Here is a 20571-nt window from a genome sequence, read left to right as displayed (position 1 = left end):
AACTGTTCAAAGTAAGGGAGCTATTATGAAGAGTCATTATACAAGAGCCGTAAATCGAATTAACAATATTGATGCTAAGTATTATATAGATATCTCTAATAAAAGGTATGAAGAAGTGAGGTCTAAAGGTGAATATACGGCAGACGCTACACTTATCGCTGAATACTATCGTAGAGTTGGCGTTTTATTACAATTTATGTCTATTGAAGGCGTTAGTATTTTTGCGGGCATGGCCAAAATCATTAATAATGAAATGGGGATTCTCGATTTTGATAATCTGTATGAAATTTGTCCTAATCTTGAGCCGATAAATTTAACGGTTCTAAAAATAATTTGCATCAACTATATTCAATGGTGCATTCTGATTGATGCCGGCAACCCGGTTGCTGTTAAATTTCATGATACATATGAGCCAATCATCAAGTTGTTTGAAAGAGGTGGAGGACGGATTAGTACTCATCATCACGAATTGGTTGGAGGGTTTGGTGCGTTTGGCCGGTCTATACATGCTAGTAGAGGAGACATGAAAGAATTCGATATCAGTGACCAAGCACTTAGACAAGAAATCAAAGGGGTAGAGCATGCCGAAGAATACGTTAAAGAGTATAAGTTAGATAGCAGCGTAACAAAGAATTGCCTACGATGCGGAAATAGACTGGTTGTACAAGAAAACGAGGGTTATGGTGGTAAATGGTACAAAATTAAATGTGAAACTAATATATGTTTTGATCAGAATTTTAGTTGAAATCTTCAATGAAACAAATCTCAGTTTAGCTGAACCGCTATTCATTTGATTAACTAATCGAGTGAATAGCGGTTTTTGTTAATCTCCTCGAAAGCCTTCACACCCGTACGTCAATTGATTTTACCACCCCGGAAGCTCCAGCATCATCCCCAGTTTTTTGGTCTCCCGAGAGCGATTTATCTTTCGAAGTGCTGTCTTTGGTATCCTTCTTAACACTATTCGTATCTTCCTCAAGTCGGGAAATTTCCGGTACGGCTTTATTTGCTTGTGACAAGCGGGAGTTATCCTCTTTGAGCTCGGAAACCAACTCGCCAATTTTTTGATCGACATTATGTATGGTAGAGCGGATATCCAGTATCCGTTCCCGTTTGGTCTGCAGGACGGTATATTCTGCATTCTCCAGCATTTCGTATCTGCCAATATCTTTGGTAGGGTTGTTAGCCAGTCTGTCGTGCTCCATCTTGGATTCGCTCTTTAACGGGTCTATAGAGCCTTCCAGCTTCTTGCTCAGGCCCACCAGCTTGCCTAGGCGGTCATAAGTCGTGCTGTGCTTTAAAACAACGTCCAGCACTGCTGCAGAGCTGTCTGTTGACATTGGTTTGCTGTCCTGCTGCTCGGGCCGGTTGCGTTCAGCTTTTTCTTGCATTTCTTGGGCTTTGAGCTCGGCAATTTGGGCATCAATGTTTTGGATTGAGGTCCTCAGGGACTGAACCCGTTCGGCCTTCATCTTCGTGTCCAAATCTTTATCGGCCTTAACCGCGCTGATTTCTTCATTTAATTTGCTTTTTTGGCTTAATAAGCTTTGGATTTCCTTGCCACGGGGAGAAGCAATGGTTTGGTTTGCGGTATTAGTGTTAACGTTACTTGAGATTGAGGGGATGGATTTCATGGGTATTTCCTCCAAATCAAAGAATTATTTACCATACAAATGTTTTATCGGTAAAGCATGACGCTAAAATAAGAATAATGCTTAAATAAGCAGCAAGTATTTTAGGGATTAATTGTTATATTGAAACACAAAGTGTTATCTTGTGTTATGATATAGGTAGAGGTGACTCCCATGAACGATTTCGATAACTATCCTGATGAGCTGGGGGATTTTATCCGGCACTTCAGAAAAGCACGCGGGTTGACCTTAAGAGGACTGGAAGAGAAGAGCGGCATCAGTTACTCTCAGCTCAGCAAGATTGAACGCGGGGAAAGTATTCCTCTCAAAGATAACCTGGATAAGATCATTGAAGCGCTTGGAGCGGATCTTAAGAACCGCATGTATCATCTGGCTGATTATATGCCGGATATTGAATACATCAAGACGCTTAAGCAGGGCTACAAGCTGCCTGTCCTTAATCAGTCCCAGGATTATATATATGAGACGGCATTTAACAAGCTGAAGGAGTTTCGGTCCAAGGAAGGGAAAGAGACTTCGTACGTTTCGTTTGATTCCGATGAGGTCATCGTTTATGAAACGGAATATGGGGCAGGAATGGTAATAGAAAAAATTGAGAAATATAACCTTACCGATGTGCTCAACGACAAATTTGAAGGCAATCTGGATTCACTCCGCAAGCAGCCCCGAAAAGGCCGGCAGGCCTATATTTTCGGCGAGTGGCTGCGGGAATGCATCTATGAGCTGAAGGATGAGGAGCAGGACGAGGTTATCCAGGCACTTAAGGAGTTTACCCAATTTAAGGTGCAGCAGGTTAAGGGCGCGTTTAAATGAGCGTGCGTCTGTTCTATTGTTTTCAAAAATGAATAATGTTGCCCTTTCTTGCAGCCATCTATTCATCTTGATCCATAAACCAACAACAAAAATGGTTACACAGAAAAGGGGATATCTCAAATGAGAGTTAACATGAAATTTACCAGCAAGGGAAAAGCAGCAATCGAAAATTTCAACAACGAAGAGCTGCTGGAGATCTTCGCGAGATACATCAAAACATTGTCCAAGAAATATGATATCGAAGTGGACGTGCCTCTCGAAGTGAACCAGAATATCGTGGGGGACGGAACCGTAATCGCCATGGCACAGAATGTGAAGTGTGATATCGAAACCTTCTTCAAAGAACTGGGCCGGGATATCAAGGTGCCTCTCAAAAAAAGACTGGGCGGAAAGCTCGACAACGTCTTCAAGACAGAATTCATCGAGTAGTCCTGAAGTACTCTCCTTTATCTATTCATTAATCATCCCAATAAAAGAAGCCACCCTGCACATTGAAGTGGGGATGGCTTCTTTGCTGTTTATGGGCAGGCGGGTAGAATCAAACCATCTATTCATCATGACTGCATGGTGAATAGATGGCCCGTGAGTAAAACTATGTAAGAATATGCTGAGATTATAACAGCATCAAGCATCCAGGTGCTCTGAGCCCATTAATTTTCTCCCGTTCAGTACATTTTTAATAATTTCAATAAAATCAGGCGAAGCCTTCGCCTCCACCGCCAATTCATAGATGTTCAATAACTGTTCGTCAGATAACATTTCAAGGGATGAGGGGCGCGGAGAAGGATGAAAGTAATAATCCATTAGATTCCTCCATCGGTTATTTAGAATGACTTAAATTATAGTAATCTATCTAAATGGTACCATTTGGAAAGAAATCCGTCTCCTGGTATTCACAGCGTGAATTCCCCTTTACAAAAAATGAATGATATGGGAAAATGAAGGATTGGGTCGAAGGATGTTGAATAAAGGCAACGATCCCAGTGCTAATGTGCACCGGGATCGTTGCTTGTTGATGCTGCCTTTGTTCTCTTATTGCGAGGAATCTTTTTTGCGTCCTGCCAAGTGTTTTTTGAGGCGGGCTTCATTGGACTCAGATACCGTGGCGAATTGTTCTCCTTGATTAAAAAGAACGATCTTCCGCTCCGCATCATAACTGTCCACATTGCTGAGACTCACGACATTGCTGCGGTCAAGACGCTCAAATCCTTTACCCTTGTAAGCAACCAATAGATCGGAAAGAGTAGTGGGGAGAACAAACTCGCCTTCTTTCGTATGGACGAATATTGCATTTTTGTAGCTGGAAAAATACAATATCTCTTCTTCCTGGATGTCCAGGGAGGAGCCGTCGTTTTGTAAGACACGCATGTTTTCCCCATCCTTGTTTAATTACTTCCGCAATTCTTTTGGTGCTTCAGGGCTGTGTAAACTAATTTTCATAACGGAGACGAAAAAACGGGCGGATGCTTCAAGTGCAGCTGAAGCGCGTTTAGCCACAAGTGCTTTCATAGTTAGTACCTCCTTCTCCAAGGTATTACTGTTAAAGACTGGACGAGAAAGGCCAGTCCAAAGACAGACGATCCAATGAAAAAATTTAAAGAGACAATTGCTATTGAGGCGGCCTTCAGCCCCGGATACCAATGGAGAGGTATTTGGGCATTTTTGTCCGGATTAGGAGCAAAGAAGATCATTATTATTAAACTGGTTGCATTGATTAACAACAGTTTACTTCCTGAAAAGTGGAGAAAAAAGGGTATAAGGACGCATAATAGAGTTGTTACTATGTTGCAGGCAGTTGCCGTCCTTAAATGAAAGCCTCCCGAACAGACCCGCAGGAAGGAGAAGCTTACAAAAAATAATAAGGTTGCAGCTAGATTATTTATGAACCATCCAATCACTGCCGAGCTTACCAGCATTAGAAGTGTGTTCAGTATAATATTCAGGGAGTATTGCATGACCTCGATAGAACCTGTTTCTTCGGGATTCGCCTTTTTAATAGCAGTTGAAATCTTAAGAGCCAAGCTATTCAAAACTCATCACCACGATTCTTTTGACTTGAATAATACAGATACCCAAATAAAAGCATCCCATAAAGAAGAGGGATAAGAAAGAACAAGTTCGGTAAATATTCAACAAGGTACAGCATTAATATTACTAAAAGAACAGAGGGTATACTTAGGGCGAATAATATTTTATCGCGTTTGCCAATATCAATTCTTCCTTCTGGCTTGTCCGGTACAAAATCAAACCCTTTTCTTTTTTTGCCAATGTAGTAAGCAATAATAAGAGAAGCTGTAACAGTTAATAACTGCAACAGGTAGGAGCCCGTGGAAAGTGAAGGGAAATTCATTTTAACCAGACCGGTGAGATTCATGAACAAGTACAGTAGCGACTGGATTAACATATACGCTTGATAGGTCATACCTGTCATAATAACAGCATAAAATATATGAATGCGAAACAGAAGCCAGATGAAGAGAAATACCAAAGTATACTGTAAGAATACATCTGTTTTCGACATCGAATAATTAAAGCGTAAGCAATATGAAAAGAAAGCCATAATCAAACCGGCAAAGACTATCTCTTTCGGATAAAGATCAATCTTGAATATCTTAAATGCCAGATAAAATAATGCGGTACTTTCGAGTACCGAAAACACGATAAATAGTACAGAATCCAGCATACCGACACTCCCGAAGGTCAGATTAACGCAACCTTTAATCTTGCAAATATTATACCTAATGAACTAAAATACAACAATAAGATTTTGTTCTTTTCACCAAATTTTTCTTAATATTGTTGGAAGTGAGGCGATAATTGATGAATCAGCGTCCGGAAAAAAATGAGTATCTTGAGGTTCAGGAGCGATATATCGCTCTAGTACCAGCTGATGGAGAGTTGGCGGCCATTCTGAGGGAGCAATCCAGAAGCTTTTTTGATTTGCTGGGAGCCTTAAGTGAAGAGCAGGGGAACTACCGTTATGCACCGGAGAAGTGGAGTGTTAAGCAGATGATTGGCCACCTGACCGACAATGACCGGATTATGTCTTACCGCTTGCTTTGTTTTGCCAGAGGAGAACAAGCGCCACTGCCCGGGTACGAGGAAAATGATTATGTGGCAGCAGGTGATTTTGAACGTTTCACTCTGCAGGAACTGGTCAGCCAATACAAGACGGTCCGCCAGTCTACCCTGGCTCTGCTGGACAGTCTGCCGGAAGATGCCTGGACCCGGAGAGGAATGTTTCGTTCGACAGCAATGTCGGTTAGAGCACAGGCCTGCCTCATTATCGGACATGAACTTCATCATTTGAATGTGCTGAACGAGCGTTACTTGAATTAGTTGCGGCTGCAGTTGATGGCAGTGAGGGGTTGGAACAGGAGGAGGACGCAACTGAGCTTTTTAACGGGCATCTTACATTTCTTTGTTCCGCGGGAGAGGACACTGCTCTTCAATACATTTGATCAGGCCCAGTATTTCAAGGTGAAGAGCCGTCTTGCCGCAGCGGGCATCCGTCACCGTTCCAAGATTAATGGAGGCATGCGGGCTGCAACCAACCGTGCAATTTATGGTGGGAACCTGCCAGTGCAGCATGAACTGTTTGTGAGCAGGGAAGACGAACATAGGGCGTTGAAGGAGATATCGTCATCGGACTAACCAAAAAAGCATTCCGGCTCTTTGTAAAGAGGCTGGAATGCTTTTATATTTACAAGGGCGGATTCTTGTGGCATTTGCGGCAGACCGGATAATAAGCTTCGTTGCCGCCGATCTGGATTTGCTTGCCGCTGTAAACGGGTTTGCCGTTCTCTACGCGCAGCGCCATTGTGGCTTTCCGTTCACAGAACCAGCAGATCGTCTTCATCTCTTCAATTTTATCCGCGTAGATCAGCATATATTTACTGCCTTCGAATAAGTTGTTCTGAAAATCATTTTTTAGTCCAAAAGCCATTACCGGTATGTTCAGCTCATCCACAATACGCACAAGCTGGAGAATGCAGTCCTTGGTCAGAAACTGGCATTCGTCGATCAGCACGCAGTGAGGCTTCGGCAGATTGCTGCTGACTATGCTGTATATATCTGTGTTCTCGTCGATAGCTATGGCCTGCTTGCGCAGTCCGATGCGGGAGGAAATATACCCGACCTCGTCCCGATCGTCCAGGGATGGAGTGAAGATGAGCACCGACTTGCCCTGCTCCTCGTAATTATGGGCTACCTTGAGAATCTCAATGGATTTGCCGCTGTTCATTGCTCCATACTTGAAAAACAACTGTGCCACGTCCATCTATCCTTTCGTTCTTCAACCTGTGTAATAGTATACCGAAAAATGCGACTTTATTAGAGTATCATACTCGTGGCTGAACTTGCCAGTGAAATCATTGCCATCGTGTTTTTAAATTCAGCAACCGCTTTAAAGTGTGCTTCCCTGGTGATATGTTATAATATACGCAATTATGGACTTCCACAGGAGAAGCCTTGACAGAAAGGAAGTTTGGCAGTTGACGGAGAAAATGGAGCATTATAAGGAGAAAATGGCAGCACTTCAGGAGAGTGGGGAACTGTCCCCGGAAACGCAAAGTTTATTGACGGAAATGCTTGATGAATTAGCAGAAATGAACCGGAGCAACAAGGCGCTGCGGCGGGTGATACTCAAGACGGGGCAGGGTTCGGCAATGTCCACCCGCCTGCGGGATGCGCTCTACGAATAATCAAATGGGGTAACGTCGATGAACTTAATTTTTTCTTATCTCAAAAGATACCGGGTGGCGGCAATCGCCGCCCTGGTAATGATGCTTATCGAGCTTTCGGTGGAACTGTCGCAGCCTTTGCTGATCTCCAAAATTATCGATAATGGGATCAGGGAGAAGGATAATTCAGTAGTCTGGCTGTGGGGCGGTGTACTTGCAGTAAGCGCGGTTATAGCGTTTGCGGCGGGTGTGCTCAGCTCTTTTTTTGCGTCTCATGCCAGTCAGGGGTTTGCCTTTGATCTCAGGGATAAGCTGTACGGGAAGGTGCAGTCCTTCACCTATGAAGTGTTCAGCCGTTTTCCGACCTCGTCACTGATTACACGCCTTACGGGAGATGTGACCCAGCTGCAGGATACAATATTTATGGGGCTGCGGTTTATGACCCGGGTGCCGCTAGTTGTCTTGGGTAGTGTGATTATGGCTTTGGTCGTGCATGTGAAGCTGGGGCTGCTGCTGACGGTGACATTGCCGGTGCTGATTCTGTTCCTGGCGTGGGTGATACGCAGGTCATCAGGTTTGTTTCGCAGCGTCCAGGTCCGGCTTGATGGAGTAAACGGCGTTATTCAGGAGAATCTGACCGGCATCCGCTTAATTCGTGTGTTTGTACGTATGGGCCATGAGATTGGCCGGTTTGCTTCATTCAGCGGAGAGCTGATGAAGTCAACTGTAGCTGCACTGCGATTGACGGAAACAACAGCTCCGCTGATTATGCTGATCGTCAACGCGGGGATTATGGCGGTTTTATGGTTTGGAAGGATTGAGATTTCTGCAGGGGAAGCAACCCTGGGACAGACCGTGGCGGTCATTAACTACTCTTTGCGGACGATAGGTGCTATGTCAGCCTTGTCTTCGATCATGGCGACGTTCTCGCGTGCAATAGCTTCTTCGCAGCGGGTGGCGGAAGTGATGTCGGCAGATGCAGTTCAGGACGTAACGGCGGAGCAAGGCATACAGGCCTATGAGCGTAAGCGTGGCGTTTCTGGACGCAGTGACTATACCGGATCTTTTGCTATACAGGGTGAGGTTGAATTTGAAAATGTCAGCTTCAGTTATCCGGGGAGCGAGATCGCAGTGCTGGAAGAGATCTCCTTCAAGGTGAAATCTGGAGAACGGGTGGCGATTATGGGGGCAACGGGCTCCGGGAAGTCCTCGTTGGTCGGACTGATTCCCCGGTTATATGAGCAGAACCATGGGGTGATCGCAATTGACGGTGTGGACAGCTCGGAGCTGGACATTGCCAAGCTGAGGGGAGCGATTGGTTATGTGCCACAAGAGGTACTGCTTTTCACCGGCTCGGTACGTGACAATATTGCCTGGGGGAATGAGCACGCAACCCGGGAAGAGATCGAGCGGGCAGCAGCTGCGGCGCAAATCCACGAAACGGTGACAGGTCTTCCTCAAGGCTATGACACCATGCTGGGGCAGCGGGGGGTCAATCTGTCCGGCGGGCAAAAGCAGCGGCTGACTATCGCCCGGGCGCTTGTGCGAAAGCCTGCGATACTCATTCTGGATGACAGCACCAGTGCGCTAGATGCAGTAACGGAAAGTCTTTTGCTGGAGGAACTGAAGCATATGTCCTGCACAACCTTTCTTATTACCCAGAAGATCAGCTCCACGGTATCGGCAGACCTGATCCTGCTGCTGGATGAAGGCCGTTTAATCGCCAAAGGTACCCATGGAGAGCTTATGACCGGCTCTTCGCTCTACCGGAGAATATATGAATCCCAGGGTAAGGAGGCGGTGCATCATGTTCAAAGCATTAATTGAACCTTTCAAGCATCCGAAGCTGGATCTGGGGCTTGGAGAGGGTAGAAGCTTCGGGGCGGCCTCGAGCCGCAAGCCCCAAGCGAAAGCGAAAAATTGGCCGGCTACGCTGAAACGGATCTGGAGTTATCTTGCCGAGCGCAAAGCCAAGCTGTTCCTCGTGCTTTTGATGGTGCTGTTCAGCTCCGGTCTGGCGCTGCTTGGACCTTATCTGATCAGCCGGGCGGTCGATCATTACCTAGAGGGATCGGGGGGCAGAACCTGGGGGACCTTCCTCATTACCCTTGCACTTGTATATGTGCTCAATTCATTAACTTCCTGGCTGCAAAATATTTGGATGATCGAAATTGCCCAGGAGACAATCTACCGGATACGCACCGATTTGTTTGCCCATCTGCACCGTCTGCCGATTTCCTTCTTCAACCGCAGACAGCAGGGGGAAATTATGAGCCGCCTGACCAATGACATCGAGAATATCAGCTCCACGCTAAACAGCTCGGCGATCCAGATTTTCTCCAGTGTTCTTACGCTGCTGGGTACCGTAGGTGTCATGCTATGGCTCAGTCCGCTGCTAACGCTGCTGACGTTCATTGTAGTGCCGCTGATGACGCTGGGGATGCGCTGGATAACGCGGCGTACCGGTCCGCTGTTCAAGGAGCGGCAGCGCAGCATGGGCGAGCTCAACGGCTATATAGAAGAAACATTGTCAGGACAACGGATTATCAAGGCGTTCTCGCAGGAGGAGCGGGTCATTTCCGGTTTCCGTGAACGCAATACGCGGATTATGCTGTCCGGGTATTGGGCGCAGTCCATTTCCGGCTTCATTCCCAAGCTGATGAATGGCCTGAACAATCTGAGCTTTGCCATTGTTGCCGGTGTGGGCGGCCTGCTGGCGGTCCGCGGCCTGGTCACTGTCGGTGTAATCATCGCCTTTGTGGAGTATACACGTCAATTTACGCGGCCGCTTAATGATCTGGCGAACCAGTGGAACACACTGCTGTCGGCGATTGCCGGGGCGGAGCGGGTGTTTGAGGTTATGGACGAAGAGACTGAAGCCAAGGATGAAGGCGCGGCGGTATCGCTGGAACAGGTAGAGGGGGCGGTAACGTTCAAGGACGTCTCTTTCTCTTATGACGGCGGCGCCGATATATTGCAGAATATCAGCTTTGAGGCGAAGCCGGGCGAGATGATCGCCCTCGTCGGACCTACAGGGGCCGGCAAGACAACACTGATAGGCCTCTTGTCGCGGTTCTATGATCCGGGCAAAGGAAGCATTACGCTGGACGGCATGGAGCTTTCGTCCATCCGCAGGGAAAGTCTGCGCAGCCAGATGGCTTTTGTGCTGCAGGATTCCTTCTTGTTCAAAGGCACAATCCGCGACAATATCCGCTACGGCAGGCTGGACGCTACGGACGAGGAAGTGGAGCAGGCGGCGAAGCTGGCGAATGCCCATTCCTTCATCATGCGGATGCGCGGCGGCTATGAGCGGATGCTCTCCGTGGACGGCAGCGGGATCAGCCAGGGGCAGAAGCAGCTGCTGGCGATCGCAAGAGCGATTCTCGCCAATCCTTCCATGCTGGTGCTGGATGAAGCGACCAGCAGCATTGATACGGTGACTGAAATCAAGATTCAGGAAGGGCTGCAGGCGCTGATGAAAGGCCGGACCAGCTTCGTGATCGCCCACAGACTGGGCACCATCCGTGCGGCGGACCGTATCCTGGTATTGCAGGGCGGACGTTTGCTGCAGCAGGGCACACATGACGAACTGCTGCAGCAAGGCGGACTGTACAGCGAACTGGTTCGGGGTACTAAGGATGAGGCAGCGATATAAGGGCACAGTCCAGAATTAGAACGGCTAACGGGAAGCAGCAGGATACGTCATCCAGACAAGCAGTGGGACTGGGGCGGGTTTGCTGCTTTTTGGACTTTTCCGAAAAATGGAGCTACTGTTTGTAGGATAATATAATGCTTTCATTGCTCAGCTTCCCGTTTAGAGAGGAGCGCACAGCGGTGCAGAGTGCAGCGAGGAGAAGCAGCATGCAGCCGGTAATCCAGAGGATGGCGTTACCATCCGGTGTAATCCCGAGCTTGCGGAGGAATGTGCCAGGCAGTGAGGCGGCAAACACAAACAGAACGGCACTGACCGAAAGGAAAGTCCTCACCCGCTCGGGGGACTTGGAGAGCATGGAGAACAGCGTCAATGTTCCGGTGGCCGCATAGGTAAACAAGAGATAAGCCGCAGCAAACATCACAAAAGCAACATTCTGGAACAGATGGAGCAGCAAGGCTTCCCGGGAAACCAGGGCATAGGCAAACACGAGAGCATTAAAAAGCAGGATAGGAGCAATGCTTAGCACAAAGGCGGAGCGGCTGTATAAAGAAGTTAGCTGGCGGATATCGACCTTATTGGCAAGGTAATATTCGCAGCGCCCCGAGGTTTTTTCGGAAATAACTATTAGACTGAGGGCAATCATATTAAGAAAGAGATAGATCGAGAGGTTCAGGACAAGGTAAATATATACCGGAATAAAGGACATTGGGCCGGTGTTGGTTCTCAGAATTTGCAGCAGGGAGTTAAACGGCAAGATTATCATGATTAGGAGCATGGCAACATAGGAGGGGGTTCTCAGGACATCTTTAATATTCAATTTGTTCACCGGATGCAGCCTCATTATCTAGCCTCCTTAAGTATAGTGAAGAACCGTTGCTCCAAATCACCGCAGAATTCTTGATTATGAATGGTTTCTACATTGGAACCGCCGATCAGAATGGTGATCCAATCGCTGGTTTTTTGAACCTCCGCCAGATCGTGAGAGGTAAGGATAAGTGTTTTGCCTTCATCCTTCAAACCGCGCAGAACACTGCGCATGACCAGTCTTGATTCGGGATCGACACCGGAGGTGGGCTCGTCCAGCAGCAGGATGGGGGAATCCTTCAGCAGCGTAATCAGCAGCGACAGCTTTCGTTTCATGCCTTTGGAGTAGGTAGCCACTTTATTATCAAGTGCGGTTTCGAGCTGCAGAAGAGCAGCGTATCGTTCGATCATCGTAGAAACTAATGCGGGACTTACGTCCAAATAGATGCAGAAATCACGGATGTTTTCACGCCCGGTTTTGGTCTCAAATAAGTAATCGTTCTCCAGCAATACTGAGATTTGCCGCGGATCGCTGGAATAAGTAATCGTTCCTTCATCCAGAGTCAAGAGACCCGTGATGAGACGCAGCAGCGTTGTTTTGCCCGCTCCGTTCGGGCCGATGATGGCGAAAATGCTATTTTGAGGCACAGCGAAAGAAACGTTGCGGATGATCTTGGTCTGATTTAATGTTTTGCCTGCGCCGGATACGATAATCGCATTGCTGTCCAGTACTGGGGCCTGTTGTTGATGCAGCAAGACATACCACTCCCTGATTGAAATAAGTTACAGGGAAAATATACCTTATTTCCCAAAGGATTCATAGAATCAAAAAAGAAAAAGGCATCTCCGAATGACTTCGGAAATGCCTGGTCAAGTGATTTAAGTTAATTACAGTTAAGGATTACTTTTCGCAGCAGGCGGCTGCTGGATTTTTTGCTTCTCTCTGAACCGGGGGCCGACATAGTTCTTTTTACGGTCACGCGTCAGAATCCAGCCTCCGAGAAAGCTCATCCCGGCCAAGAAGAGCAACAGCCCCCCGCCAAAATGCAGCCAGGCAAAATCCGGTGTCACGGCATCGTCACCATGCATGGAGATATAGTTGAAAATATCATCTTTCATCATAAGGAAGCCCGTCATGGCCAGCAGGCCGGGAATAACCAGAATAAGGATGGCAATGAAGCGTGAAATCAGCAGTTTCATGAGGGTTCCATCTCCTTCGCAGCCCTTTGGATTCCCCCATATGATAACGCTTCACCAGGAAAAAGTCCATGAATACATGACGATTATAAGTTTGTAATGGGCATAAAAGAGAGTACAATGTAATAGGTTATGCAGAACTTATGAGTAATGACTGGAGGATACATATCATGACAATATCCTGTGACGTGGCAATACTGGGCGGTGGAACCGGAGGTTATGTGGCGGCGATCCGCGCGGCCCAGCTGGGAAAGTCGGTTGTCGTCATCGAAATGGACAAACTGGGCGGCACCTGCCTGCACCGCGGCTGTATTCCAAGCAAGTCGCTGCTGCGCAGCGCAGAAGTGTATGCTGAGATAAATGAAAGCGAAAGTTATGGCATCGAAACAACAGGCGTGCAGCTGGTATTCCCGAAGGTGCAGCGCCGCAAGGAAGCTGTGGTGGAACAGCTTCATGAGGGTGTGCAATATTTGATGCGCAAGAATAAAATCCAGGTCCTCAAAGGGAAAGGCCGGGTCATCGGGCCTTCGATTTTCTCTCCGCGCAGCGGTGCTGTGGCGGTGGAACTGGAGAATGGCGAGATGGAGACTGTAGTCTCATCCAATCTTATTGTCGCTACAGGCTCACGCCCCCGCGTGCTGCCGGGACTTAAACCGGATGGCAAGGTTATTCTGAGCAGTGAAGAAGCGCTGACGCTTGAAGAACTGCCGTCTTCGATCATTATTGTGGGCGGCGGAGTAATCGGAGTGGAGTGGGCTTCAATGCTCGTTGATTTCGGTGTACAGGTGACTGTGGTCGAGGCCGCAGGCCAGCTGCTGCCGCTGGAGGACGAGGAAATTGCCCGGGAGCTGCTGCGTCTGCTCAAAAAACGCGGGGTCAAAGTTCTGACGGGGACAACCGTGGATGCTGAGACTTGTGTGGTAACGGAGGACGGCGTAACGATTGAAGCCCGCAAGGGAGAACAGAGTCAGAGCTTGTCCGCAGAGAAGCTGCTGGTATCTGTCGGCAGAGTAGCCAATATCGAAAATATTGGATTGGAAAATACCGATATCCGCTTCGATAAAGGTGTGATCGAGGTTAACGCCAACATGCAGACGAATGAGCCGCATATCTACGGTATCGGCGATTGCATCGGCGGTCTGCAGCTGGCCCATGCTGCCAGCCATGAAGGTATTCGCGCGGTGAACCACCTGGCAGGTGAGAAGCTCCATCCCTATCATATCCATCAGGTACCCCGCTGTGTCTACACACGGCCGGAAGTGGCCAGTGTCGGATATACGGAGAAAGAGGCCAAGAATCTTGGCCATGATGTCGTGACCGGGAAATTTCCGTTCTCGGCTATCGGCAAAGCTATCGTCTACGGGATGAAGGACGGTTTTGTCAAAGTCGTTGCCGACCGAAGCAGCGGGGATATTCTCGGTGTTCAAATGATCGGACCGCATGTGACCGATCTCATCGGCGAAGCGGCGCTGGCGCAGCTGCTGGACGCCACCCCTTGGGAGATCGGCGAAGCCATCCACGCCCATCCGACGCTTTCTGAGATTATTGGAGAAGCCATGCTGGCGGTAGATGGCAAATCAATCGGTTTTTAGTATACGAGAAAGGTCCCCAAAGAGAATGCCGGATAGAGCTGGTGAAGCGTTATACGCCGAAATAGCTCTATTCCGGCTTTTCCTCTCTTTTCTTTTTGTACAGAAAGGGATTATAATGAACTCAAGCCATGTATTAGTACCAGGTTATAAGATCAGGCACAGGTTGTTATAATTTTAAACATCTAATGCAAGTTTGTACGAAACCAATTTAGTGGGATTAGGCTCACAAAACTTTTAGGAGGTACCTCTCATATGGAATCTCAAGGTACTGTAGGAGCAGTCAACAGACATCAGGAGCTTGGACTCAGCGACGGCCAGGTCATAGATATGTACAAATATATGCAGATGGGACGGAAGTACGATGAGCGCAGTCTGCTGCTGCAGCGCGCCGGGAAGATTAACTTCCATGTTTCCGGCATCGGCCAGGAGGCGGCGCAAGTGGCGGCGGCCTTTGCACTGGACCGGCAGAATGATTATTTCCTTCCGTATTACCGCGATTATGCCTTTGTGCTTACCGTGGGCATGACCATGCGCGAGCTGATGCTCTCCGTGTTCGCCAAGGCAGAGGATCCCAACAGCGGTGGACGGCAGATGCCGGGCCACTTTGGAAGCAAACGTCTGCGCATCGTAACCGGCTCAAGTCCGGTGACTACACAAGTTCCGCATGCGGTAGGTTTCGCGCTTGCGGCCAAGATGCAGAAGAAAAAGTTTGTTTCTTTTGTTACGTTCGGAGAGGGCTCCAGCAACCAGGGTGACTTTCATGAAGCGTGCAATTTCGCCGGTGTGAACAAGCTGCCGGTCATTATTTTTTGCCAGAACAACCAGTACGCCATCTCCATCCCTGCCCATAAGCAGCTCGCCGGCAAAGTCAGTGACCGTGCGCTAGGCTACGGCTTCCCGGGCATCCAGGTAGACGGCAATGATCCGCTTGAAGTGTACCGTGTCGTTAAGGAAGCGCGGGAGAGAGCTCTTAGAGGAGAAGGACCAACGCTAATCGAAGCGATGATGTACCGCCTGTCACCGCATTCCACCTCGGACAACGATCTGGCTTACCGGACCAAAGAAGAGGTTGACGAGAACTGGAAAAAGGACGGCGTCGCCGCCTTCCGCAACTATCTGATAGAGCTGGGCCTGTGGAGTGACGAACAGGAACGCGATCTGGCTGCGCAGTACAATCTTGAACTGAAAGAGGCTATTGAATATGCTGACAATGCACCGTTCCCGAAACCGGAAGATACGCTGCTGCATGTATACAGTGAATCAGACCTCAAAGGAGGAGCATAATTCATGGCAATGATGGAATATATCGATGCGATCCGGCTGGCGATGAAGGAAGAAATGGAACGCGATGAATCCGTGTTCGTGCTGGGTGAGGATGTTGGCGTTAAGGGTGGTGTGTTCACCACTACCAAAGGGCTGCAGGAGCAGTTCGGGGAAGAACGCGTGATGGATACCCCGCTGGCAGAGTCGGCGATTGCCGGAGTGGCCATTGGAGCGGCAATGTACGGCATGAAGCCCATTGCCGAAATGCAATATTCAGATTTCATGCTCCCGGCAACCAATCAGATTATTAGCGAAGCGGCCAAAATCCGTTACCGCTCCAATAACGACTGGAACTGCCCGGTTGTTATCCGCGCGCCTATCGGCGGCGGTATATTTGGCGGGCTGTATCATTCCCAGTGCCCCGAATCAATTTTCTTCGGCACACCGGGACTGAAGATTGTGGCGCCTTATTCAGCGTATGACGCCAAAGGTCTGCTGAAGGCAGCGGTCCGTGACCCGGATCCGGTCATATTCTTCGAGAACAAGAAATGCTACAAGCTGATTAAGGAAGATGTGCCGGAAGACGATTATACCGTGCCGATCGGAGAAGCGAACCTGCTGCGCGCAGGCAGCGATATTACGGTGATCGGGTACAGCCTGCCGCTGCATTTTGCGATGCAGGCGGCGGAGGAGCTGGAGCGCGAGGAAGGCATAACTGCACACATACTGGATCTTCGCACGCTGCAGCCGCTGGACCGTGAAGCCATTATTGCCGCTGCCCGTCAGACCGGCAAGGTGCTGATTGTCCATGAGGACAACAAGACCGGCGGAATCGGCGGCGAGGTGGCGGCCATTATTGCCGAACATTGTCTGTTCGAGCTCGACGCGCCGATCTTCCGGCTCTGCGGCCCTGATGTGCCCGCGATGCCGATCAGCCCGCCGATGGAGAAATTCTTCATGCTGAGCAAAGATAAAGTGAAAGCGGAGATGCTCCGGCTGGCTCAATACTAAACATTCTGATTCTGCGGGTACATGCTCCCGAAGTGAGTTTTGTACGAAGAGTGCTACAGGAAGTATCGCTTACAAAACTTAAGCGTATGCTTCCGAAGCGAGTTTTGTACGAAGTTGCTGCAAGAAGTATTGCTTACAAAACTTTAAGGAGTGACAATATGTCTGACAATACAAAGCTGATCGACGTGATTCTGCCGCAGCTGGCTGAGTCGCTGGTATCGGCGACGATCGGCAAATGGCTGAAGCAGCCGGGCGATCAAGTGGATCAATATGAGCCCATCTGCGATTTGATTACAGATAAAGTCAATGCAGAGCTGCCCTCCACCGTGGAAGGAACGCTGGTGGAGCTGCTCGCGGAAGAGGGCCAGACCGTCAACGTTGGCGAAGTTATCGCCCGTATCGCTGTAGCTGTGGCTGCTCCCGCAGCTCCAGCGGTTCCGGCAGCTCCATCCGCCGGAGCTGGCCAGGTTAATTCCGCTCCGCAGGCGCATGCAGCAGCCAAACCGCCGTTACCAGCTGCCGGGGGTCCAGCTGACGCTCCCATGCGCTCCCGCTACTCACCGGCAGTGCAGACACTCGCCGCCGAGCACGGTATTAATCTTGCCGCTGTGCCGGGAACCGGTATGGGCGGCCGTATCACCCGGAAGGATGTGCTGACGTTCCTGGAAAGCGGCGGGGCCGCAGCCGTCCATGCCTCCAATGGAGCAGCTTCGGCAGCCGGACGGCAGGCGCACGAAGCCGCTCAGCAACCTGTGCTGCAGGCTGTTCAGACCGAAGTGCAGGAAACGCGGGAGCACGTTCGCCAGTCCGGACTGCACCTGAGCGAATCTCCGCGTATTCCGACAATTGAGGTGGAAGGCGGCCGGGGCAGCAGTTCAGAATTTTTGATCGACGTCACCCCGATCCGCAACACGATCGCCACAAGAATGCGCCAGAGTGTCTCTGAGATTCCCCATGCGTGGACAATGATTGAAGTGGATGTGACGAATCTCGTCGTGCTGCGGAATAAGCTTAAAGATGAGTTCAAGCGCAAGGAAGGCATCAACCTGACTTACCTCGCTTTTATGATGAAGTCTGTAGTCAGTGCGATTAAGGATTATCCGATTATGAACTCCGTCTGGGCGGTTGATAAAATCATTGTCAAACGCGATATCAATATTACACTTGCTGTTGGCACTGAAGATTCCGTTATGACACCGGTAATTAAGAAGGCCGATCAGAAGAACATCGCCGGACTTGCCCGGGAGATCGACGAATTAGCGCAAAAGACCCGCGACGGCAAGCTGCGCCTGGAAGATATGCAGGGGGGGACCTTTACCGTCAACAACACCGGTTCTTTCGGCTCTATTCTGTCCTACCCGATTATCAACTACCCGCAGGCGGCAATATTGACCTTTGAATCCATTGTGAAGAAGCCTGTGGTCATCAACGATATGATCGCTGTGCGCTCCATGGCCAACATTTGTCTGTCTCTGGATCACCGGATTCTGGATGGCGTCATTTGCGGCCGCTTCCTGCAGCGCGTGAAGGATAACCTGGAAGGCTACACGCCGGATAGCAAGCTGTATTAATATTTTGCAACTTTCAGTGACTGGCGACTCTAATTCAAAGGGGACCTGACGTTATGAATAACCCGCAACCTGGCAAGCTGGAAGTTTCATATCACCCCCTGATGGAATATGGTGCGGCCTGGGAGCTGCAGAAGGAACATGTGCAGGCCATTGATGCCGGAACAGGCCTGGAACAGCTGATCCTTTTGCAGCATCCGCCCACTTATACCATCGGTTCTCAGAATCACCCGGAGCATCTTCTCCTCAGCGGTGAACAGCTCAAGGAGCAAGGGATTGCGCTGTTTGAAATCGACCGCGGGGGAGACATTACATATCATGGGCCGGGCCAGCTTGTCGGCTACCCGCTGCTGAAGCTTGGGGAGGACGGAAGGGTCGATCTGCACGGGTATCTCCGCCGGTTGGAGGCTGTCATTATTGATTATTTGGCTTCCTGCGGAATAGAGGGTGACCGCAAGCCCGGGTATACCGGCGTTTGGGTTGGCGACCAGAAGATTTGTGCGATTGGTGTCAAGTTTAACAGAAGCAAATCACGCAGAGGCTTTATTACCAGCCACGGCTTTGCCTTCAACATCTCTGCGGGGATTGGCGGGCGCGGGTTTCAGGGGATTATCCCCTGCGGCATTGCGGAATATGGGGTAACTTCGCTGGAGGAATGCACCGGCCGGCCCATGGATCCTGAGCAGGTATCAGAGGAGCTGATTCCTTATTTCCTGCAGCACTTTCCGTATAAGGTGATCAACCCGGCGAATCCGCATGCTCAGGCCGATTTGACGGTAACCCGGGATGTCAAATAGCGCCCGGGTAGCCCGGACGCTATTATTAACGTTCTACTTTTTGCTGTTAACCGGCCAGGAAAGGCTCGATAACCATCAGCAAGGTAGAGCCGACCATGGCGATCAGCATGACATAAATGAAGATACGGAACCATTTTTGACGTTGCATGAGTGACTCCTTTAGAATTAGTTTAAGTTAAGAGCGTACAGATATTTAAGACAGTACCACTATTGTAACGCAATCGTGAAAGAGAGGGAAGTCCAATGATATCACAAGACCGATTGATTCAGGAATTTATGGAGCTTGTCCGTATTGACAGTGAAACAAGAAACGAACGGCAAATTGCCGATGTGCTAAAAGAAAAATTCAGCGCCTTGGGTCTTACTGCTATCGAGGACGATTCCCAGGAGCGCACCGGACATGGGGCAGGCAATCTGTTCGTTACCTGGCCTGCCGATAATGGAGCTGCGGCTCCCAAGCTGCTGTTCACCTGCCATATGGATACAGTGGTTCCCGGACAGAATATCAAGCCTACTCTTGGAGAAGACGGCTGGATTACGAGCGACGGCAGCACAATTCTCGGGGCGGATGACAAAGCGGGGTTAGCTGCTTTGTTCGAAGCGATCCGTGTCATTCAGGAACAGGGTGTTGCTCACGGTCAGATCCAGTTTGTCATTACAGCCGGTGAAGAATCCGGGCTGCTTGGTGCCCGGGCCATGGACCCCAAACTGCTGGATGCTGACATGGGCTTTGCGCTGGATTCCAACGGCGAGGTTGGAGCGATTGCGGTTGCTGCGCCTTCCCAGGCTAAAGTAACAATGCAGATCTTCGGCAAATCCGCCCATGCCGGCGTGAATCCGGAAGATGGCATCAGCGCCATTCAGGTGGCAAGCAAAGCCATCTCGGCGATGAAACTGGGACGCATCGACAATGAGACTACGGCCAATATCGGCAAGTTCGCAGGCGGCGGACCAACAAATGTGGTTTGCGACCATGTGCAGCTGGATGCCGAAGCACGCAGTATTGTGCAGGAGAAGGTAGACCGGCAGGTGGCTTCCATGCGCGAAGCATTGGAGACCACAGTGCGTGAGCATGGTGCAGAATGTGAATTCCGCAGTGAGATTATTTATCCGGCCTTCAGCTTTAATGAGCATGATCCGGTTGTGATGCTTGCGGACCGCGCCATAACCTCACTCGGTCTGAAGACACGCCTGTTCCCGTCCGGCGGCGGCAGCGACGCCAATGTGTTCAATGGTCTAAAGGTACCAACGGTAAATCTGGCCATCGGTTACGAGCACATCCATACCACTAAGGAACGGATCAAAGCCGAGGACATCGTCAAAGCGGCTGAGCTGGTTGTAGCCATTGTTAAGGAAAGTGTAAAAGCTTAAAATATCATGTGCAGCAGCTGAGGCTGGGTATATGCAGTGAAGGAGCTGTTTCCGGGCGATGCCCGGGAACAGCTCCTTATGTTTTTCCTGAAAAATTGGGAACGTTCCTTCAAGCGCATGGGGACTCTCGGTGGCTTAGAATGTGGACTAGAAGCTGCCGGACTCC

At 49.5% G+C, this 20571-nt stretch carries 23 protein-coding genes; 13 read left to right on the top strand and 10 right to left on the bottom strand.

Translation table 11 applies throughout. The annotated features are described in order from the left end of the window. Nucleotides 1-25: 25 nt before the first annotated feature. Nucleotides 26-745: a hypothetical protein gene (locus AC3WT9_RS11945; protein ID WP_492407603.1), complete on the top strand. Its 720-nt coding sequence runs from the start codon at nt 26-28 to the stop codon at nt 743-745. Between the two features lie 97 nt (nt 746-842). Here the strand turns inward: AC3WT9_RS11945 and AC3WT9_RS11940 are convergent, their stop codons facing one another. Then, entirely contained in the window at nt 843-1634 is a 792-nt protein-coding gene (locus tag AC3WT9_RS11940; RefSeq protein ID WP_492407602.1) for a FlxA-like family protein, read from the bottom strand. Nucleotides 1635-1805: 171 nt separating this feature from the next. On the opposite strand from AC3WT9_RS11940, the gene AC3WT9_RS11935 reads away from it, so the two are divergent. Continuing rightward, on the top strand, nt 1806-2465 hold the full coding sequence (locus tag AC3WT9_RS11935) for a helix-turn-helix domain-containing protein (RefSeq protein ID WP_038594913.1): 660 nt from the start codon (nt 1806-1808) through the stop codon (nt 2463-2465). Nucleotides 2466-2585: 120 nt separating this feature from the next. Next, nucleotides 2586-2894 carry a hypothetical protein gene (locus tag AC3WT9_RS11930; protein WP_341094751.1) on the top strand — a complete coding sequence of 103 codons (309 nt, stop codon included), beginning with the start codon at nt 2586-2588 and terminating at the stop codon, nt 2892-2894. Nucleotides 2895-3089: 195 nt separating this feature from the next. Here the strand turns inward: AC3WT9_RS11930 and AC3WT9_RS11925 are convergent, their stop codons facing one another. From AC3WT9_RS11925 to AC3WT9_RS11910, 4 genes are all read right to left on the bottom strand, one after another. Further along, nucleotides 3090-3269: a sporulation histidine kinase inhibitor Sda gene (locus AC3WT9_RS11925; RefSeq protein ID WP_341094749.1), complete on the bottom strand. Its 180-nt coding sequence runs from the start codon at nt 3267-3269 to the stop codon at nt 3090-3092. 228 nt (nt 3270-3497) lie between these two features. Beyond that, a complete protein-coding gene (locus tag AC3WT9_RS11920) occupies nt 3498-3833 on the bottom strand; it encodes a LytTR family DNA-binding domain-containing protein (RefSeq protein WP_341094748.1) in 336 nt (111 codons plus the stop codon). Nucleotides 3834-3976: 143 nt separating this feature from the next. After that, nucleotides 3977-4420: an accessory gene regulator B family protein gene (locus AC3WT9_RS11915; RefSeq protein WP_445745041.1), complete on the bottom strand. Its 444-nt coding sequence runs from the start codon at nt 4418-4420 to the stop codon at nt 3977-3979. Between the two features lie 71 nt (nt 4421-4491). Then, entirely contained in the window at nt 4492-5148 is a 657-nt protein-coding gene (locus AC3WT9_RS11910; protein WP_341094744.1) for a hypothetical protein, read from the bottom strand. A 137-nt stretch (nt 5149-5285) separates the two neighbouring features. On the opposite strand from AC3WT9_RS11910, the gene AC3WT9_RS11905 reads away from it, so the two are divergent. Continuing rightward, nucleotides 5286-5804, top strand: coding sequence for a DinB family protein (locus AC3WT9_RS11905; protein WP_341379198.1), 519 nt, complete (start codon nt 5286-5288; stop codon nt 5802-5804). 364 nt (nt 5805-6168) lie between these two features. On the opposite strand, the gene AC3WT9_RS11900 is transcribed toward AC3WT9_RS11905, so the two are convergent. After that, nucleotides 6169-6738, bottom strand: a complete 570-nt coding sequence (locus AC3WT9_RS11900) for a thymidine kinase (RefSeq protein WP_074085406.1) — start codon at nt 6736-6738, stop codon at nt 6169-6171. Nucleotides 6739-6958: 220 nt separating this feature from the next. Between AC3WT9_RS11900 and AC3WT9_RS11895 the strand changes: the two genes are divergently transcribed. The 3 genes from AC3WT9_RS11895 to AC3WT9_RS11885 are packed head-to-tail and all read left to right on the top strand — an operon-like array spanning nt 6959 to nt 10802. Continuing rightward, nucleotides 6959-7168, top strand: a complete 210-nt coding sequence (locus tag AC3WT9_RS11895) for a hypothetical protein (RefSeq protein WP_341094735.1) — start codon at nt 6959-6961, stop codon at nt 7166-7168. Nucleotides 7169-7186: 18 nt separating this feature from the next. Further along, nucleotides 7187-8974 (top strand): ABC transporter ATP-binding protein, encoded by a 1788-nt coding sequence (locus tag AC3WT9_RS11890; protein ID WP_341094733.1) that lies wholly within the window; start codon nt 7187-7189, stop codon nt 8972-8974. Continuing rightward, on the top strand, nt 8955-10802 hold the full coding sequence (locus AC3WT9_RS11885) for an ABC transporter ATP-binding protein (RefSeq protein WP_341094731.1): 1848 nt from the start codon (nt 8955-8957) through the stop codon (nt 10800-10802). Before AC3WT9_RS11890 ends, AC3WT9_RS11885 begins: the two co-directional genes overlap by 20 nt. A 112-nt stretch (nt 10803-10914) precedes the next feature. Here AC3WT9_RS11885 and AC3WT9_RS11880 read toward each other — a convergent pair whose 3' ends face one another. The 3 genes from AC3WT9_RS11880 to AC3WT9_RS11870 all read right to left on the bottom strand — a co-directional run bounded on the left by AC3WT9_RS11880 (nt 10915) and on the right by AC3WT9_RS11870 (nt 12806). After that, entirely contained in the window at nt 10915-11643 is a 729-nt protein-coding gene (locus AC3WT9_RS11880) for a hypothetical protein (RefSeq protein WP_492407601.1), read from the bottom strand. Beyond that, on the bottom strand, nt 11643-12362 hold the full coding sequence (locus tag AC3WT9_RS11875) for an ABC transporter ATP-binding protein (protein WP_492407600.1): 720 nt from the start codon (nt 12360-12362) through the stop codon (nt 11643-11645). The genes AC3WT9_RS11880 and AC3WT9_RS11875 overlap by 1 nt, the downstream gene beginning before the upstream one ends. A 138-nt stretch (nt 12363-12500) precedes the next feature. Next, nucleotides 12501-12806 carry a DUF2627 domain-containing protein gene (locus tag AC3WT9_RS11870; RefSeq protein WP_076108915.1) on the bottom strand — a complete coding sequence of 102 codons (306 nt, stop codon included), beginning with the start codon at nt 12804-12806 and terminating at the stop codon, nt 12501-12503. 167 nt (nt 12807-12973) lie between these two features. Here AC3WT9_RS11870 and lpdA point away from each other — a divergent pair, with 167 nt between their 5' ends. The 5 genes from lpdA (at nt 12974) to lipB (ending at nt 19034) form a co-directional block, all read left to right on the top strand. Further along, complete coding sequence (lpdA, locus tag AC3WT9_RS11865) at nt 12974-14395, top strand: dihydrolipoyl dehydrogenase (protein WP_341379196.1); 1422 nt, start codon at nt 12974-12976, stop codon at nt 14393-14395. A gap of 252 nt (nt 14396-14647) precedes the next feature. Continuing rightward, a complete protein-coding gene (locus tag AC3WT9_RS11860; protein WP_341094724.1) occupies nt 14648-15679 on the top strand; it encodes a thiamine pyrophosphate-dependent dehydrogenase E1 component subunit alpha in 1032 nt (343 codons plus the stop codon). Between the two features lie 3 nt (nt 15680-15682). Next, the gene (locus tag AC3WT9_RS11855) at nt 15683-16669 is read left to right on the top strand and encodes an alpha-ketoacid dehydrogenase subunit beta (protein ID WP_038594755.1); all 987 of its coding nucleotides are present in this window, start codon (nt 15683-15685) and stop codon (nt 16667-16669) included. A 158-nt stretch (nt 16670-16827) separates the two neighbouring features. Then, nucleotides 16828-18240, top strand: a complete 1413-nt coding sequence (locus tag AC3WT9_RS11850) for a dihydrolipoamide acetyltransferase family protein (RefSeq protein WP_492407599.1) — start codon at nt 16828-16830, stop codon at nt 18238-18240. Nucleotides 18241-18293: 53 nt separating this feature from the next. Further along, nucleotides 18294-19034 carry a lipoyl(octanoyl) transferase LipB gene (lipB, locus tag AC3WT9_RS11845; RefSeq protein WP_341094720.1) on the top strand — a complete coding sequence of 247 codons (741 nt, stop codon included), beginning with the start codon at nt 18294-18296 and terminating at the stop codon, nt 19032-19034. A gap of 46 nt (nt 19035-19080) precedes the next feature. On the opposite strand, the gene prli42 is transcribed toward lipB, so the two are convergent. After that, complete coding sequence (gene prli42, locus AC3WT9_RS11840; protein ID WP_144024217.1) at nt 19081-19182, bottom strand: stressosome-associated protein Prli42; 102 nt, start codon at nt 19180-19182, stop codon at nt 19081-19083. 95 nt (nt 19183-19277) lie between these two features. On the opposite strand from prli42, the gene AC3WT9_RS11835 reads away from it, so the two are divergent. Then, nucleotides 19278-20405 carry a M20/M25/M40 family metallo-hydrolase gene (locus AC3WT9_RS11835; RefSeq protein ID WP_341094719.1) on the top strand — a complete coding sequence of 376 codons (1128 nt, stop codon included), beginning with the start codon at nt 19278-19280 and terminating at the stop codon, nt 20403-20405. Nucleotides 20406-20571 lie beyond the last annotated feature (166 nt).

This window comes from Paenibacillus sp. EB106-06-01-XG199 (genome assembly GCF_058791575.1).
Note: the sequence above shows the minus strand (reverse complement) of the source record. Positions and strands in the feature narration are given on the sequence as shown.

Excerpts from the sequence above, each read along its gene's own strand:
- AC3WT9_RS11945 (WP_492407603.1), top strand. The coding sequence starts at position 26 with ATGAAGAGTCATTATACAAGAGCCGTAAATCGAATTAACAATATTGAT.
- AC3WT9_RS11940 (WP_492407602.1), bottom strand. The coding sequence starts at position 1,634 with ATGAAATCCATCCCCTCAATCTCAAGTAACGTTAACACTAATACCGCA.
- AC3WT9_RS11935 (WP_038594913.1), top strand. The coding sequence starts at position 1,806 with ATGAACGATTTCGATAACTATCCTGATGAGCTGGGGGATTTTATCCGG.
- AC3WT9_RS11930 (WP_341094751.1), top strand. The coding sequence starts at position 2,586 with ATGAGAGTTAACATGAAATTTACCAGCAAGGGAAAAGCAGCAATCGAA.
- AC3WT9_RS11925 (WP_341094749.1), bottom strand. The coding sequence starts at position 3,269 with ATGGATTATTACTTTCATCCTTCTCCGCGCCCCTCATCCCTTGAAATG.
- AC3WT9_RS11920 (WP_341094748.1), bottom strand. The coding sequence starts at position 3,833 with ATGCGTGTCTTACAAAACGACGGCTCCTCCCTGGACATCCAGGAAGAA.
- AC3WT9_RS11915 (WP_445745041.1), bottom strand. The coding sequence starts at position 4,420 with ATGCAATACTCCCTGAATATTATACTGAACACACTTCTAATGCTGGTA.
- AC3WT9_RS11910 (WP_341094744.1), bottom strand. The coding sequence starts at position 5,148 with ATGCTGGATTCTGTACTATTTATCGTGTTTTCGGTACTCGAAAGTACC.
- AC3WT9_RS11905 (WP_341379198.1), top strand. The coding sequence starts at position 5,286 with ATGAATCAGCGTCCGGAAAAAAATGAGTATCTTGAGGTTCAGGAGCGA.
- AC3WT9_RS11890 (WP_341094733.1), top strand. The coding sequence starts at position 7,187 with ATGAACTTAATTTTTTCTTATCTCAAAAGATACCGGGTGGCGGCAATC.
- AC3WT9_RS11885 (WP_341094731.1), top strand. The coding sequence starts at position 8,955 with ATGTTCAAAGCATTAATTGAACCTTTCAAGCATCCGAAGCTGGATCTG.
- AC3WT9_RS11880 (WP_492407601.1), bottom strand. The coding sequence starts at position 11,643 with ATGAGGCTGCATCCGGTGAACAAATTGAATATTAAAGATGTCCTGAGA.
- AC3WT9_RS11870 (WP_076108915.1), bottom strand. The coding sequence starts at position 12,806 with ATGAAACTGCTGATTTCACGCTTCATTGCCATCCTTATTCTGGTTATT.
- lpdA (WP_341379196.1), top strand. The coding sequence starts at position 12,974 with ATGACAATATCCTGTGACGTGGCAATACTGGGCGGTGGAACCGGAGGT.
- AC3WT9_RS11860 (WP_341094724.1), top strand. The coding sequence starts at position 14,648 with ATGGAATCTCAAGGTACTGTAGGAGCAGTCAACAGACATCAGGAGCTT.
- AC3WT9_RS11855 (WP_038594755.1), top strand. The coding sequence starts at position 15,683 with ATGGCAATGATGGAATATATCGATGCGATCCGGCTGGCGATGAAGGAA.
- AC3WT9_RS11850 (WP_492407599.1), top strand. The coding sequence starts at position 16,828 with ATGTCTGACAATACAAAGCTGATCGACGTGATTCTGCCGCAGCTGGCT.
- lipB (WP_341094720.1), top strand. The coding sequence starts at position 18,294 with ATGAATAACCCGCAACCTGGCAAGCTGGAAGTTTCATATCACCCCCTG.
- prli42 (WP_144024217.1), bottom strand. The coding sequence starts at position 19,182 with ATGCAACGTCAAAAATGGTTCCGTATCTTCATTTATGTCATGCTGATC.
- AC3WT9_RS11835 (WP_341094719.1), top strand. The coding sequence starts at position 19,278 with ATGATATCACAAGACCGATTGATTCAGGAATTTATGGAGCTTGTCCGT.